Genomic DNA, 14,308 nt, shown 5'->3' on the forward strand with positions numbered 1-14,308 from the left:
AATATTAATGACTTCAATTTATTTTACTTCAGGATCTAAAGTGATTTGTGTGACAGGCAGTGAACAGGACTGGTCGATTAACGAAATAGAGACAGGCTATGAGGATGTGCGTGCAGTGGCTGCTGATGAATTGTCTGAAACGATTTACATCGGGACATTCGATGACGGCCTGTTCAGGAGTCGTGATAATGGTGAGACTTTTGTAGCAGTCGGCAAAGATGTGTTACCAAAAAGAGTAATGTCGCTGCATATCAGTCCGGTATCCAAACGTTTATATGTCGGAACGGAACCAAGTGAACTGTATTATTCAGATGATGATGGTGAAACCTGGATGGAAATGACTGCACTTCAGAATTTACATTCTAAGCCTGAATGGAGTTTTCCGCCGCGTCCTGATACGCATCATGTTAAAGATATAGCGAGCGGTACGTTAGATGAATCATTTGTTCTCGCCGGCATTGAGCTCGGTGGAATTATGCGTTCCGTAGATAGGGGAGAGTCTTTTGAAGACCGCAAGGACGGTTCTCAGTTTGATGTGCATAATGTGATTATTCATCCGGAAAATGACAATCTGCTTTACGAAGCCGGAGGCGGCGGTTATGCGTGGAGTGATGACAAAGGTGTTTCGTGGCAGACGGATAATGAGGGTCTTGGCGACTTTACGTATTTAGTCCATGTCGCAGTCGACCCGGGTGATAAAGATACCGTTCTCGTTTCGGGTGCCCGGGGACCCGCATCAGCGTATATGCCGGAAAGAGAAAAGACAGAAATGAAGATTTTCCGTAAACAAAAAGACGAACTATGGAAGGAAATCTTAGAAGGACTGCCTGAAGGCAAAGGAACGATTGTCACTCATCTGTTAACGTCATCGGATGAACAGGGCGTGTTTTACGGTGTAAATAACAAAGGTGTCTATCACTCAGTAGACCGGGGTAAAAGCTGGATGAGAGTACCGGTTGATTTCCCGGAAGAAGTAGTGGGAAATAAAATTAATTCAGCTTGTCTTACTAATTAAATAGAATACAAAAAATCCGATTCATATTTTATGAATCGGATTTTTAATTTAAGTGGAGCCAAGGGGGCTCGAACCCCTGACCTTTGCACTGCCAGCGCAACGCTCTCCCAGCTGAGCTATGGCCCCGTATGTATTTATACTCATTGTAGGACATTCCCGGTCTTTACTCAATAGCAGTAAGTTTTTAAATACTGTATTCTTATTATAAGAGAAATGATTCATGTTCAGGAGGTGCACAGATGATTACAGGGGAACGGACAATTATAGGCATACTAGCCCATGTGGATGCAGGCAAAACGACATTGACCGAGGCACTGCTTTATCGGGCAGGCGCGATTTCCACCAGGGGACGTGTTGATCACGGTGATACATATTTTGATTACGAGTCGATTGAAAGAAAGAGAGGCATTACTGTGACATCAAAACAAGCTGATTTTGAAGTCGGCGACCGCAGGTTTACTTTAATCGATACACCGGGACATGCGGATCTATCTGCAGAAATGGAACGGTCTCTGCAAATACTGGACCTGGCAATTATTGTTGTCAGTGCGGCCGCAGGTGTTCAGTCTCACACGGCAACAATTTTCCAGCTGCTTGAAAAGTACGATGTCCCGGCGATTATTTATATTAATAAAAATGACCGGCCGAATGTCGATAAAGACAAGATTATGGAAAGTCTGCAGGAGCTGGATAAAAGATGTGCATTGTTTTCATATGAAGAATTAAAGTTAAGCGAATCATTTGTTGAACAGCTGGCTATGCAGGACGAAACATTGCTGGATATATTTATGGAAGGTGCGGAAGATGATGTTTTCTGGTCAGATGCTGCGAAAAAAGCACTGATGAACAGAACGGTGTTTCCATGTATCTGGGGATCTGCACTTAACGGTGACGGTATAGAAGACGTGATCAACATATTTGGAAACTTAACTGAACCGAAAGAATACAGAGAAGAAGCCGGGGCCAGAGTGTATAAAATTATGCACGATGATAAAGGACGGAGACTGACTCTGTTTAAAGTGCTTGGCGGTGTTTTCAGAGTTAAAGATACTGTTTATTACAATGGTTCAGACAGCGAAAAAATTAATCAGCTGATGCGTTTGAATGGCGGTAAATTTGAATCAGCTAATGAAGCACGGGCAGGTGATGTCTGTACGGCAATCGGTATACAGAATGCCGGGTTAGGAGATATCATTACATTGTCGGAAACGGATATTGAACTTTTTCCTGCATCGGAAGTTCCTGAACTTCAGCCGGTAATGGAAGCATCAATTATTTTGCCGGAAGAAACAGATGTATTTACGGCAATGAAAACACTCAGGCAGCTTGAAGCGGAAGAACCGGAAATTGCTCTCAGAACTTCAGCAGCAACCGGCGATATTCACATGAGAATTATGGGGACAATTCATACAGAAATATTGACAGAGAAAATACGTGATCAGTACGGAATAGATATTACATTCGGGCCGCCGGTGATTTTATATCGTGAAACGATTCAGGAACGCATTATCGGATACGGTCACTTTGAACCGCTCGGCCATTATGCCGAAGTGCAGCTGAGACTGGAACCGGGCCCGTCAGGTCAGGGGATTATTGCTAAAAACGAAGCGGATACTGATGATTTAAAAATTCAGTTCCAAAAGCTTATTATGACGCATATTACAGAAAAAAATCATCGCGGAGTGCTGACCGGTGCGCCGCTGATAGATGTAACGATTACTTTAATGGCCGCAAAAACTGCTTTAAGGGAAACTCAGGGCGGGGATTTGCGGCAGGCAACATACCGGGCCGTCAGACAGGGCTTAATGAAAGCAGAATCTGTGCTGCTTGAGCCATGGTATTCATTTGAAATTACGCTGCCCGCTGAATCGGCAGGACGTGCGATGTCCGATATTCAAAGATTTCACGGTGAATCAGGAGATATGGAGCAGCTTGGAGATAACAAAGTGCTGTTGAAAGGCGAAGTGCCGGCCGCAACATTTACAGACTATCCAATTGAACTTGCTTCATACACAAAAGGTGAAGGAACAGTATCACTGCAGCCGGCAGGTTACAGGCCGTGCCACAATCCGGAAGAAGTGATTGAAGCTGCGGATTATAATCCGGAAAACGATCTCGAGAATACACCAAACTCCATTTACTTTAAAAAGGGCGCAGGCTACGAAGTGAAATGGTATGACATTGATGAAGTCCGTCACATTAAAGGTGATTTCAGTTAAATTCAAAAGCATCAGAATCTAGTCGGATTCTGATGCTTTGTTTGTTTCCCATTCTTCTCTTAAAATTCCCATGCGGACAGAATCATAATACTCACCATTGTAGTAGCGCACTTTGCGTATTCTGCCTTCAAGCTGCATGCCGAGTTTTTCTGCGACACGAATCATCCGTTCATTGCCTGACCATGTTGTCAGTCCGGCTCTGACAGTGGAAACGGTATTAAAGACGTGGTGAATCCACAGTTTTAATGCCCTTGTGCCGAGCCCTTTATTCCAGTTTTTTCCCTGGTGAATTACGATGCCGACTTCCAGCCATTTCTTCATTTCATCTTCAAAGTAATATGTCACAACACCACATACTTTTTCGTTAACGGTAATCAGCCACAGACTGTCTGAATCAACGAATGCGTCACTCTTTTCCATAAATGTTTCAAAAGAGACGGCACGGTGTGAAAAATACGGTGCATCCCACTGTTTCCACTCCGGATTTTCTTCTTTATAGACTAATTCCCACAGCTTTTTTAAATCTTCATTTTTAATCGGACGAATGCCGAGATTTTTATCAGTGTACATAAATACCTCCAAATATAGTTCTATAATACCATTTTACTAAAATACGTTGAATATATTTTTAATATTATGACTTTTAATATAAAGTAGAGTTAAAGTATGTATCGCAATGTTTCCCGGGAAATATACGGGATTTCATTTTACTGTAAACAAAGGGAGTAATGCATATGGAACAAAAGGGGTATTTATGGGAATCACCGGCACAGCTTGAAGCTTTGCTTTATGAATTAGTCGGTTGGAAAAGTTTATCTGGGACACAGGGGGAAGTTGAGTTCCCGCATAAGCTGACAGCGAAATTTAGCGAACTGAATTATTTTAAAGAGCATCCGGATAACATTAAACTATTTGATGCAGGCGAAGACCGAAACGCTTTTACGGCATTATATAAAACGGATAAAAGCCGGGACACTGTCGTGCTGATCAGCCACTTTGATACGGTCGGGACAGAGGAATACGGCCAGCTGCAGGAACTTGCTTTTAAGCCGGAACAACTGACGCAGGTCTTCAGAGACAATCCCGATTTATTAACACCGGATGCGAAAGAAGATTTGTGCACGGATCAGTACATCTTTGGCCGCGGGACAATGGATATGAAAATAGGGCTTGCACTGCATATGCATTTAATTGAACAGGCTGTGCGTGAAGAATGGCCGGTGAATTTACTGCTTGTGACAGTACCGGATGAAGAGGTCAGTTCCCGGGGGATGCTTGCTGCAGTACCGGGAATTCTTGAAATATCTAAAGGAAACAATTTAAATATTAAACTGTTCTTAAACGGGGAGCCGTCATTCACGCAGCAGCCGCTGGATGATAACCACTACATATATTCGGGCTCAATCGGTAAAATACTGCCGGCAGCATTATTTTACGGTGTGCCGACTCATGCAGGAGAACCTCTGAACGGGATTACATCACATTTTATAGGCTCTTATTTAACTAAGAAAATGGAATACACAGACCGCTTTTTAGAAACATTCGATGGGGAAACAACTCCGCTGCCGGTTTGTCTGCAGGCGAATGATTTAAAAGATAATTACGATGTCCAGACATCGCATCACAGCTACGCACTGTATAACGTGTCCACGATGACGCAGACAGCAAAAGATGTCATGATTACATTTAAAGAAATTGCAGGCGAAGCAATGCACGAATGCCGAACGGATTATGAAGAAATATGCAAAGCGCATCATATACCTGCGCTGAACTGTATCAGAGTGCTGGAATATCACGAAGTGCTTGATTATTTTATCGATAAATACAGCAAAGAAGAAGCAGATACGTTAATCAGTGAAGTGATTGAGAAAAACGGCACGGACGAACGGAAGATGACACTGCTGATTGCCGATAAGTTAATGGAATACTGTCAGGAGCTGGCACCGGCAACAGTGCTGATGTTTGCACCGCCGTATATGCCTGCAGTGAATTCTTCGGATGATGAGCTGGTGAAGAAGCTGATCGAGGCAACTAAAAGTGAAATGCATGAAACATATAATTACGATGTGACAAATAAGCATTACTTTAACGGTATTTCGGATTTAAGCTACGTGAACTACAACCCTGAAGACAACGGCTGGCAGTCGTTTAAAAACAACGCGCCGTTGTGGGGACGGACATATTCAATTCCGTTTGAAGCAATGCAGCAGCTGAGTGCTCCGGTGATGAACATCGGGCCGTTCGGCAAGGATGCGCATAAGATGACCGAGCGCCTGCATAAGAAAAATGCGTTTGAGATGATGCCGGGAGTGCTGCGTAAAGTAATGAGCGAACTCTTTTAAAATACCTGGTAGGGTATTTGACTAATGACATATTTTACACTATAATATACGTACTTAAACACAGTGAAAAGAGGTATGTATATGACTGTTGAAGATCAAACGCATGTATACGACAAAGCAATCATCAACCGTATAAACAGACTGCAGGGGCAGATTAACGGTGCGAAAAAGATGATTGAAGAAGGTGAAAATTGCCGCGATGTAGTCACACAGCTGAGTGCAGCGAAGAGCGCACTTAACCGTACAATGAACGTAATTATCAGTGAGAACCTTGTGGAATGTGTGAAAGAAGCGATGAATCATCCGGATCAGGATGCGGACGAATTAATTAAAGAAGCAGTAGAATTATTAAATAAGAGCAGATAATTTATCTGTTCTTATTTTTTTATTTTAAAATATACCCCCGCAGGTATTTGACAAATAAAATCATACTTGTTAATATACCCCCGCAGGTATTTGACAAATAAAATCATACTTGTTAATATACCCCTATAGGTATTAAAACAAGAAGGAGTTATTAAAATGACTAAAAATAATTATCATATGAACGATGCAGATGAGCTGCTTAACAAAGGAGAGTTTTTGCTTGATGTCAGAGAAACATTTGAATATGAACTGGGACACATTGAATCATCAAAACACATTTCATTAACAGAGCTGGAGCAGCGTATAAATGAACTGCCGAAAGATAAAACAATCTACACATACTGTAAGAGCGGCAGACGCAGTCAAACAGCAGCGGATCTATTGAACGCCAACGGTTTTGATGCAATCAGCCTGGAAGGCGGGTTTTCATCTTATACAGGAAAGTTCAGCAGTACTGATACTGAAGAAGTTATTTCTCCAGTCGAGAACAATTCAAATATTGATGACGACAGAATTATGATCGCAGCACACGGACTGCAGTGTCCGGGACCTCTGTTAAAAGTAAATGAAGTAATGAACGGTCTCGAAACAGGCAAACAGATGGAGATTACTGTAACGGACCACGGCTTTTGTACAGATGTAGAAGCATGGGCTAAAAAACATGGACATGCCATACTCAAAAATGAAGTCTCAGCTGACGAAGTTACTGTGGTTCTTGAAAAGAAAGCACCGTCAGCAGTTGAAGGGCACCAGATGGTTGAGACGCAAGACGGCGCGACGATTGTTGTGTTCAGCGGTGATATGGACAAGGCGCTTGCGTCATTCATTATTGCGGCCGGTGCAAAGAGCATGGGCAAAGAAGTAACGATGTTCTTTACTTTCTGGGGTCTGAATATTATTAAAGATCCGAATGCACCGAAAAGAAATAAAAAAGGTCTCGATAAAATGTTCAGTATGATGATGCCGAAGTCAGCTTCAAAACTGCCGATTTCAAAAATGAATATGCTCGGCATGGGTTCTAAAATGATTCAGCATGTCATGAAGAAAAAGAAAGTCGATGCACTGTCTGAAATGATTGAGAAAGCGGACAAGCTCGGCGTTAAAATGATTGCGTGCACGATGAGCATGGATATTATGGCTGTCGAAAAAGAAGAACTTCTACCAAATATTCAGTTCGGCGGCGTGGGAACGTATCTTGGAGATGCGGAAAATGGAAATCTTAACTTATTTATATAAACTAAATTATAAAAAAGCAGGAGAGTGTATTAAATGTATTTCAAACAATTTTATGATCAGAAACTATCACAGACTTCTTATATGGTAGCTTGTCAAAAGACAAAAGAAGCTATTATTATCGACCCGAAACGCGTACTGGATGAATACGAAGAAACTGCACGTGCTGAAGGATTTATCATTACACAGGCAACAGAAACTCACATTCACGCAGATTTTGCGTCAGGACTGCGTGATACAGCGCGTAAATTTGGAGCGAAACTGTTCGTGTCGGATGAAGGCGACGACAACTGGAAGTATCAGGACGTTCCGAAAGATACGGTATACCTTAAAGAAGGCGACGTTATCAATGTCGGCAATGTTGAATTAAAAGTCATTCATACACCTGGGCATACCCCTGAGAGTATATCATTCGTATTGACAGATCTTGGCGGTGGAAGTACTGAGCCAATGGGAATATTTACGGGTGACTTTATGTTTGTTGGTGATATCGGCCGTCCGGATTTACTTGAAGAAGCAGCGAATATGAAAGGCACAACAGAAGAAGGTGCCGATGCAATGTTCGGTTCACTGCAGAAGATGGCGGATTACCCGGACTTCATGCAGGTTTGGCCGGGACACGGTGCCGGAAGTGCGTGCGGCAAGTCACTTGTTGCGGTGCCGTTATCAACGCTTGGTTACGAGCGTCAGAATAATTGGGTGTTCAATTATGATGACAAAGAGGCATTCATTACCGAGCTGACAAGTGATCAGCCGGAGCCGCCGAATTACTTTGCACAGATGAAAAAAGTGAACAAAGAAGGACTGCCGGAATTCAATGTGAGAGAAGTTGAAGTCGCAGCACCGGAAACCCTCTCGGGGCAAGTGTTCGATTTAAGAAGCAAAGAAATATTCAAACAAGGCTTTATGAAAGGTTCAATCAACGTACCTTACAACGGGAAATTCCTTCAGTTCGCAGGCTGGTATATCAATTATAATGAGCCGATGACGGTAATCGCCAATCCTGAAGACAGTCAATCAATTCAGGAAGATCTGGCATCAATCGGCTTTGATAATCTGCAGTTAATCGTACCTGCGGACCAGGCAGATAAGTATTTTAATGACTCATACGAAAATATTTCCCCGGAAATACTTGTTCAGAATATAGATGGCATAAACATCCTGGACGTCCGTTCGAGTTCGGAATATAACGGCGGAAATCTTGAAAGTGCGTCACATATTCACTTCGGTAAACTGCAGAATGCAGAGATTCCATTTAGCAAAGAAGATAAAATTTACGTTCATTGTCAATCAGGCGTACGTTCAGCAATCGCAATGAGTGTATTAAAAGCCCGCGGATTCGATGATTTAATTAACGTCGAAAGAGGGTATATGGGCATTAAAGCAGTGATGAACTAATGGATATATCATTTATAACGGTTATATTCATTATCGGTTTTCTGGGTTCTTACATTTCCGGCATGGTGGGGATAGGCGGTTCGATTATAAAGTATCCTATGCTGCTTTATATTCCGGCTATGCTGGGATTCACTTCTTTTACAGCACATGAAGTTGCCGGAATCAGTGCAGTACAGGTGTTTTTTGCAACGATTGGCGGTGTCTGGGCGTACAGAAACAGCGGTTATCTTAATCTTCGCCTGATTATCTATATGGGTGGCGCAATCCTTTTTGGAAGTATGCTTGGCGGGTACGGCTCCGGATATCTTTCAGAATCCCAAGTGAATCTTGTTTACGCGGTACTAGCAACAATTGCAGTAGTCATGATGTTTATGCCTAAAAAGGAAGTACCGTACTCGCCGGGAGATTCACTGGGCTATAATAAGTATCTTGCAGCGGGGCTGGCTTTTATTACAGGAACAGCTTCCGGTATTGTCGGTGCAGCGGGTGCATTTATATTAGTGCCGATTATGCTGGTTGTTCTTAAAATACCTACACGGGTAACAATTGCGACGAGCCTTGCTGTGACATTTATATCTTCAATTGGGACAACGGCAGGTAAAATTTTAACAGATCAGGTACTGTACGGTCCTGCGCTGATTATGATTATTGCTAGTCTGATAGCAGCGCCTCTCGGTGCACAACTTGGCCAGAAGATGAATACAAAAATATTGCAGTGGCTGCTTGCGGTTTTAATTTTAGCAACAGCAATTAAAATATGGATTGAAATCTTACTATAGGGCAGGGATAATTATGGCTCATTTAAAAACAGTTTGGAACGGAAGTACGAAAGGAACAGGTACAATTACAGCAGATAAAATGGATACTCAGATTGCGATTCCGACCGTTTCCGGAGGCAGCGGCGACGGTGCGAACCCTACAGATCTGCTCGCAGCATCGGCAGCATCCTGTTACGCGATGACACTGATTGCACTGACCGCTGCGAGAAAATTGCCGGTAATAAGTCTCACTATGACAACAGATGCAGTGAATTCGAAAGATAAAGGATTAAAAATCGTTCACTATCCTGAAGTGAGTCTTCCTGAGAGTGCGACTGAAGAAGAGATTAAATTTGTAGAACGTGCATTTAATACTGCAGATATGGGTTGTCATATCGGCAATCTGCTGAAAAGAGCAGATGCAGAAATTAAAATTGAGGGTAAAATAAAATTTGAATAAAAGTTAAAGATGATTTTGTATGAGTTATATCATACAAGGTCATTTTTTCTTAGAAAAAACTAAAAAGATTAAAATCTGAATTATTAGTATATAATAAAGACAAATACAGTATCACCACCGTTTTATAATAAGGAGTGTTGGAATGTCGAACCACTTAAGACCTTTATTTCATGAACCAGAAACTGAAGACTATTTAAATGCTGCAAAAGAAGCGGCAAAAATGCTTAAAAATACTGCAATTGAAACACCGGAAGGTATGTACTGGGAAGAAGAACCATTTTCTCCGGCTGAACCTCATGAAAACACATTTATGGGACAGTTTTCTTTATACAGCGGTTCGCCGGGTGTGATTTATTTTCTGACTCAGCTGGCACGAGCGGCTGATAATAACAGTTATTTAGACGATGCTGTTAAAGCTGGGAAGTATATTATCAGCAACTGGGACTGTGAAGTGAGAATGCAGCAGTACGGCGGTAATATCGAGCATTCAGAGTGGGGTGTGCTGAACGGTGTGACAGGGATTGCGTATGTATTTGGTGAGCTGGCAGAAGTTTCAGGGATGGCTGAATTTGATGAATTTGCAATTCAGCTGATTGAAGAAACGGCTGATGCGGCACGTCAGACAGATAAAGGAATTGTCTGGACAGGTGAACCTGCGATTTTCTTTGACTCCGGTATTATATTATTTTTAATTAAAGCAGCAGAAAAATATAAGAGAACAGACTGGCATGAACTTGCTTTAAAAGCAGGCGGGAAAATTCTGAATGAGGGACAGGAAAAAGACGGTCAGATGACATGGCCGACAATCAGTCCGGCTTATTTCGGAATTCCTGAAGACAGTGTAATGCCGAACTATTTTTACGGTACAGCAGGCGTTGCATATGCGATGGCATCTTTATATGAAGAAAATAAAGATGAAAGATATCTTGCAGCAGCTGAAAAAGGTGTAAAATATATTCAAGCGATTGCGACTGTTGAAGGAGACAATATTTTATTTCCGCACAGCTTTCCCTATTTAAAAGATGTGCATTATCTTGGGCTGTGTCACGGTGCAGCAGGAACTATCCGCTTGTTTTACAAACTGTATAAAGTGACTGGTGAAACGGAATATAAAGAGTGGACAGAAAATATCGTCAATGGAATTTTAAATACAGGCGCACCGGAACTTCATTCAGACGGCTACTGGAATGTCGCATCACAATGCTGCGGTTCTGCAGGCATGAGCAGCGTGTTTCTTGGTCTGTGGGCAGAGACCGGTGAAGATAAGTATTTAAATTATGCGAAACGCGTTGGCAAGCAGCTGCTGAGCGAAAGCGTCTATGAAGAAAATACTGGAGCATGCTGGTATCATGCGTTCGACAGAACGGATCCTGAACATGTGACTGCGAAAATCGGTTATCTTGACGGATCTTCAGGCATCGCAGCTGAGTTGGTTCAGCTTTACCAGGCGGTGACGAATGATTTCGATGTACTGAGACTGCCGGATGACCCGTATCCGAAAACAAAAACTCCCTCAGCAAAATAGCTGAAGGAGTTTTTAAATTGCTTAATTATTCATTTTTTAAATTAACAATCGTACGGCCTCTGACCTTGCCGTCGATTATATCATGAAGAACTTGCGGAAGCTCTTCTAGACTGATTTCATTAACGACATCTTTGTCGAGAATTTCAGGTTTTAAATCCTTCGCCAGTCTATCCCAAACTTTTATACGCTGTTCCATGGGATAGAATACAGAATCAACACCGAGCCAGTGAATACCGCGTCCGATAAACGGCAATACAGTCGTATGGACTTGAATACCTCCAACCAGTCCGAATGTAGCAAGTGCACCTTCGGGTTTAAGCGTTTTAATAATATACTCTGTCGTTTTGCCGCCGACCGGATCAATCGCAGCCTGGTACTGCGGTTTATTGACCGGCTTTTCACTATCATTAACGACGTCATCACGATGAATCACTTTCGCTGCACCAAGTGATGTTAAATAATCTTTTTCATCTATGCTGCCTGTACTTGCGACAACATCGTAACCCAATGCTGCGAGCATGCTGATTGCCAGACTCCCGGCACCGCCTGAAGCACCGGCAACGAGCACTTCACCATTGTCGGGTGTCATACCGGCCTGTTCAAGTTTGCTGATGGAAATTCCTGCTGTAAATCCGGCAGTACCAAGCTCCATGGACTCTTTCAACGTCATACCATCAGGTAACGGTACAACATATTCTGCAGGAATACGTGCAACTTCAGAAAAACCGCCTGAAATCCCTGTACCGATTTTATAGCTCGTCGCGATGACAGAATCCCCTTTTTTAAATTTGTCATCAGTGGATTCAATAACTTCACCTGCAAGATCGATACCCGGAATAATCGGGAAATATTCAGCAATCTTACCCTTCGCTGCAACCATGCCATCTTTATAGTTCACGCTGGAATAGTGGACATCAATCAGCACATCTCCTTCGGATAAATCATCTATATTTAAACTCTTCACACTCATCTCCGTGCCTTCATCAGTCTTATCAGCAACTAAAGCTTTAAAAGAATTCATTGTGAGCCTCCTAATTAATACTTTAATTAGCAAGTACCCTCAAGTGTGATTCATAAATCATAAGTTGTAATATAGAGGCATGATTATATTTATGGGGGAGTATCATGAAAGCTATCATAGGTATGGATTCATTTAAGGGGAGCCTGTCTTCTGTAGATGCGAACCAGGCGGTTGTAATTGGTATAAAGCAGGTGTTTCCTGATGCTGTTGTAAAATCATTTGCCATGGCTGACGGCGGTGAAGGGACTGTCGAGACGCTCGTTGACGGTATGAATGGCAGTCTGGTTGAGGTATCTGTTACAGGTCCGCTGGGAACGCCGATTAAGGCTTTCTACGGTTTAATTGAAGATGAAGATCTCGCGATTGTAGAAGTCGCATCAGCTTGCGGTTTGACTTTGCTGTCTGAAGATAAGCTGAATCCGCTCGTCACGACTACTTTTGGTGTGGGTGAGTTAATTAATCACGCTTTTAATGCAGGGGCGAGAAAGTTCATTATCGGTCTCGGCGGCAGTTCAACGAATGACGGCGGTGTCGGTATGCTCCAGGCGATGGGCTATGAGTTTCTTGATGCTGACAGGAAAGAGATTGGGTTTGGAGGAGGTTCTTTATCGTCAATACATTCCATTAGAAGGACTGCCGAGAGTGAAAAGTTTAATGAGTGTGAATTCAGAGTAGCGTGCGATGTGTCCAATATTTTATACGGCGAGCAGGGTGCGTCATATGTATTCGGTCCGCAAAAAGGCGCGGACAGTGACATGTTGAAAATGCTTGATGCCGGGTTAAAGCACTATGCAAAATTGACTGCTGAGAAAATGAATATAGATATTACTGAAGTTGAAGGCGGCGGCGCAGCCGGAGGTCTTGGTGCAGCGTTTCACGGCTACTTAAACGGACAGCTTGAATCAGGTGTTGAACTGATTATGGATGTGCTCGGGGTCGAATTGGAAATGGAAGATGCAAATTTGGTTATTACCGGTGAAGGGCGCATTGATGCGCAGACTTCGATGGGAAAAGTGCCTGCAGGCATGGCGGGTATGGCCGGGAAGTTTAATATTCCGGTAATTGCTGTCGGCGGGAGTTTGAGTGAAGATTCGTATGATTTAAATAATCACGGTATTGATGCGGTCTTTTCTATCCAGCCGGAACCTGTGTCCATCGAGGAAGCAATGGATTGTGAACGGTCAAGGATTAATATTGAAAAAACGGCGGAGCAAATTATGAGAGCTTTAAAAATCAATCTTTAGTTTTATGAGATTGGTTTATGTCCATTCATTCAGGGAACATGTGTATAAAAGAGCTGGAGGGATTATTTGTGAAGCGTTTGATGTACTTGCCATTGTTACTCGTGATTCTGGTACTTGCAGCATGCAGCGACGGCGAAACACCGACACAGGACCCGTCGGAAGAATTTGAAGTCACAATGATGAACACTGACGAAGAAGAAATTGGTACTGCTACCTTCTCAGAAGCGGATGACGGTTTAACGATTGCACTGGAAGCGGAAGGTCTGGAACCCGGAATGCACGGGATTCACATCCATAATGCAGGAATGTGTGAAGGTCCTGATTTTGAAACAGCAGGAGATCACTACAATCCGACAGATGCAGCTCATGGTTTTGATCATGAAGATGGACCTCATGCAGGGGATTTAGAAAATATTGAAGTTGCTGATGACGGGACGGTTTCAACGGAAATTGCTGCAGAAAATGTTACTATATTGGATGAAAATGTCGATACAACTTTAATGACTGATGCAGGTACTGCATTAATCATTCACTCAGGTGAAGATGATTATGAAACACAACCTTCAGGCGATGCTGGAACACCCGTTGTTTGCGGTGTCATTTCAGAAGCTAAATAGCAATGAAGGCAAAAAAACCGTGGAACCCGAATTCTGGATTCCACGGTTTTTTTATTTATAGTGTCTGGACTCACATGAGGAACTGTCATATCAACCCAAGAGTCACAATC

At 42.7% G+C, this 14,308-nt stretch carries 13 protein-coding genes and 1 tRNA gene; 11 read left to right on the plus strand and 3 right to left on the minus strand.

All coding sequences use genetic code 11. The annotated features are described in order from the left end of the window. Positions 1-7 precede the first annotated feature (7 nt). Positions 8-1,015 carry a beta propeller repeat protein gene (locus HNR41_RS08395; RefSeq protein ID WP_184283614.1) on the plus strand — a complete coding sequence of 336 codons (1,008 nt, stop codon included), beginning with the start codon at positions 8-10 and terminating at the stop codon, positions 1,013-1,015. 53 nt (positions 1,016-1,068) lie between these two features. Here the strand turns inward: HNR41_RS08395 and HNR41_RS08400 are convergent. Further along, a tRNA-Ala gene (locus HNR41_RS08400) sits at positions 1,069-1,141 on the minus strand. A 113-nt stretch (positions 1,142-1,254) separates the two neighbouring features. Here HNR41_RS08400 and HNR41_RS08405 point away from each other — a divergent pair. Beyond that, on the plus strand, positions 1,255-3,234 hold the full coding sequence (locus HNR41_RS08405; protein WP_184283616.1) for an elongation factor G: 1,980 nt from the start codon (positions 1,255-1,257) through the stop codon (positions 3,232-3,234). Positions 3,235-3,252: 18 nt separating this feature from the next. Here the strand turns inward: HNR41_RS08405 and HNR41_RS08410 are convergent, their stop codons facing one another. Continuing rightward, complete coding sequence (locus HNR41_RS08410) at positions 3,253-3,804, minus strand: GNAT family N-acetyltransferase (RefSeq protein ID WP_184283618.1); 552 nt, start codon at positions 3,802-3,804, stop codon at positions 3,253-3,255. Between the two features lie 164 nt (positions 3,805-3,968). Here HNR41_RS08410 and HNR41_RS08415 point away from each other — a divergent pair, with 164 nt between their 5' ends. From HNR41_RS08415 to HNR41_RS08445, 7 genes are all read left to right on the plus strand, one after another. Then, positions 3,969-5,576, plus strand: a complete 1,608-nt coding sequence (locus HNR41_RS08415; protein WP_184283620.1) for a M20/M25/M40 family metallo-hydrolase — start codon at positions 3,969-3,971, stop codon at positions 5,574-5,576. An 81-nt stretch (positions 5,577-5,657) separates the two neighbouring features. Further along, a complete protein-coding gene (locus tag HNR41_RS08420) occupies positions 5,658-5,942 on the plus strand; it encodes a metal-sensitive transcriptional regulator (RefSeq protein WP_184283622.1) in 285 nt (94 codons plus the stop codon). Between the two features lie 156 nt (positions 5,943-6,098). Continuing rightward, the gene (locus HNR41_RS08425; protein ID WP_184283623.1) at positions 6,099-7,178 is read left to right on the plus strand and encodes a DsrE/DsrF/DrsH-like family protein; all 1,080 of its coding nucleotides are present in this window, start codon (positions 6,099-6,101) and stop codon (positions 7,176-7,178) included. Between the two features lie 33 nt (positions 7,179-7,211). Then, entirely contained in the window at positions 7,212-8,573 is a 1,362-nt protein-coding gene (locus HNR41_RS08430; protein ID WP_184283625.1) for an MBL fold metallo-hydrolase, read from the plus strand. Then, positions 8,573-9,352, plus strand: a complete 780-nt coding sequence (locus HNR41_RS08435) for a sulfite exporter TauE/SafE family protein (RefSeq protein WP_184283627.1) — start codon at positions 8,573-8,575, stop codon at positions 9,350-9,352. The genes HNR41_RS08430 and HNR41_RS08435 overlap by 1 nt, the downstream gene beginning before the upstream one ends. Before the next feature lie 13 nt (positions 9,353-9,365). Beyond that, a complete protein-coding gene (locus HNR41_RS08440) occupies positions 9,366-9,791 on the plus strand; it encodes an OsmC family protein (RefSeq protein WP_184283629.1) in 426 nt (141 codons plus the stop codon). Between the two features lie 142 nt (positions 9,792-9,933). Continuing rightward, complete coding sequence (locus HNR41_RS08445; RefSeq protein ID WP_184283631.1) at positions 9,934-11,316, plus strand: lanthionine synthetase LanC family protein; 1,383 nt, start codon at positions 9,934-9,936, stop codon at positions 11,314-11,316. A gap of 25 nt (positions 11,317-11,341) precedes the next feature. On the opposite strand, the gene HNR41_RS08450 is transcribed toward HNR41_RS08445, so the two are convergent. Further along, entirely contained in the window at positions 11,342-12,337 is a 996-nt protein-coding gene (locus HNR41_RS08450) for an acrylyl-CoA reductase family protein (RefSeq protein ID WP_184283640.1), read from the minus strand. A gap of 104 nt (positions 12,338-12,441) precedes the next feature. Here HNR41_RS08450 and HNR41_RS08455 point away from each other — a divergent pair, with 104 nt between their 5' ends. Continuing rightward, complete coding sequence (locus HNR41_RS08455) at positions 12,442-13,581, plus strand: glycerate kinase family protein (protein ID WP_184283642.1); 1,140 nt, start codon at positions 12,442-12,444, stop codon at positions 13,579-13,581. A 68-nt stretch (positions 13,582-13,649) separates the two neighbouring features. Then, entirely contained in the window at positions 13,650-14,198 is a 549-nt protein-coding gene (locus HNR41_RS08460; RefSeq protein ID WP_229714972.1) for a superoxide dismutase family protein, read from the plus strand. Positions 14,199-14,308 lie beyond the last annotated feature (110 nt).

Source organism: Jeotgalicoccus coquinae (genome assembly GCF_014207425.1).
Taxonomy (GTDB): Bacteria; Bacillota; Bacilli; order Staphylococcales; family Salinicoccaceae; genus Jeotgalicoccus; species Jeotgalicoccus coquinae.

Coding starts and splice junctions, on each gene's coding strand:
- HNR41_RS08395 (WP_184283614.1), top strand. CDS start 8: ATGACTTCAATTTATTTTACTTCAGGATCTAAAGTGATTTGTGTGACA.
- HNR41_RS08405 (WP_184283616.1), top strand. CDS start 1,255: ATGATTACAGGGGAACGGACAATTATAGGCATACTAGCCCATGTGGAT.
- HNR41_RS08410 (WP_184283618.1), bottom strand. CDS start 3,804: ATGTACACTGATAAAAATCTCGGCATTCGTCCGATTAAAAATGAAGAT.
- HNR41_RS08415 (WP_184283620.1), top strand. CDS start 3,969: ATGGAACAAAAGGGGTATTTATGGGAATCACCGGCACAGCTTGAAGCT.
- HNR41_RS08420 (WP_184283622.1), top strand. CDS start 5,658: ATGACTGTTGAAGATCAAACGCATGTATACGACAAAGCAATCATCAAC.
- HNR41_RS08425 (WP_184283623.1), top strand. CDS start 6,099: ATGACTAAAAATAATTATCATATGAACGATGCAGATGAGCTGCTTAAC.
- HNR41_RS08430 (WP_184283625.1), top strand. CDS start 7,212: ATGTATTTCAAACAATTTTATGATCAGAAACTATCACAGACTTCTTAT.
- HNR41_RS08435 (WP_184283627.1), top strand. CDS start 8,573: ATGGATATATCATTTATAACGGTTATATTCATTATCGGTTTTCTGGGT.
- HNR41_RS08440 (WP_184283629.1), top strand. CDS start 9,366: ATGGCTCATTTAAAAACAGTTTGGAACGGAAGTACGAAAGGAACAGGT.
- HNR41_RS08445 (WP_184283631.1), top strand. CDS start 9,934: ATGTCGAACCACTTAAGACCTTTATTTCATGAACCAGAAACTGAAGAC.
- HNR41_RS08450 (WP_184283640.1), bottom strand. CDS start 12,337: ATGAATTCTTTTAAAGCTTTAGTTGCTGATAAGACTGATGAAGGCACG.
- HNR41_RS08455 (WP_184283642.1), top strand. CDS start 12,442: ATGAAAGCTATCATAGGTATGGATTCATTTAAGGGGAGCCTGTCTTCT.